The following is a 419-nucleotide window of genomic DNA, read 5'->3' as shown; positions in this document are numbered from 1 at the left end:
AGTACTCGACGTTGGCCTCGCTGCCGACGGCGCCCTCCAAGAGGATCACGCGGTCGACGTCGAACTGGTCCCGGATGAGGGGGGCGATCATCCGGTCGTAGTCGAACCCGACGGGCACGACGTGGGTCTGCATACCCTGACCGTGGGTGTGGGATTTATAAAAACCACCAGATCACTGCGCGACGCCAACGCTCGCGGACGGAGCCAGATCGCTTTAGCACGTGCGTGTTCGACCCGAACCCTAACCGACGAGTCCGTGTCTGAACGCCGATCCGTGAGAGGCACAACGGATATAAAATTTTAAATAATGTTTATATTCGAGTATCTCGTATAATTGTTAGGTTGGAGTACTCCTCGCATGGCTGCCCCGTTAAGATCGGTTAGTAAAACAACAACCCGGTTTAACGCTCGGTACCTAT

General features: G+C 54.9%; 1 protein-coding gene. It reads right to left on the bottom strand.

Going from position 1 to position 419, the window contains the following annotated elements; translation table 11 throughout:
* Nucleotides 1-133 (bottom strand): DUF6293 family protein (locus EXE45_RS21580; RefSeq protein ID WP_241989538.1); only part of this gene is annotated, 133 nt, incomplete at its 3' end.
* Nucleotides 134-419: the final 286 nt, after the last annotated feature.

Origin of the sequence: Halorubrum sp. SP9 (genome assembly GCF_005435015.1) — an archaeon.
GTDB classification, from domain to species: domain Archaea; phylum Halobacteriota; class Halobacteria; order Halobacteriales; family Haloferacaceae; genus Halorubrum; species Halorubrum sodomense.
This window is presented reverse-complemented; position numbering and strand designations above follow the sequence as displayed.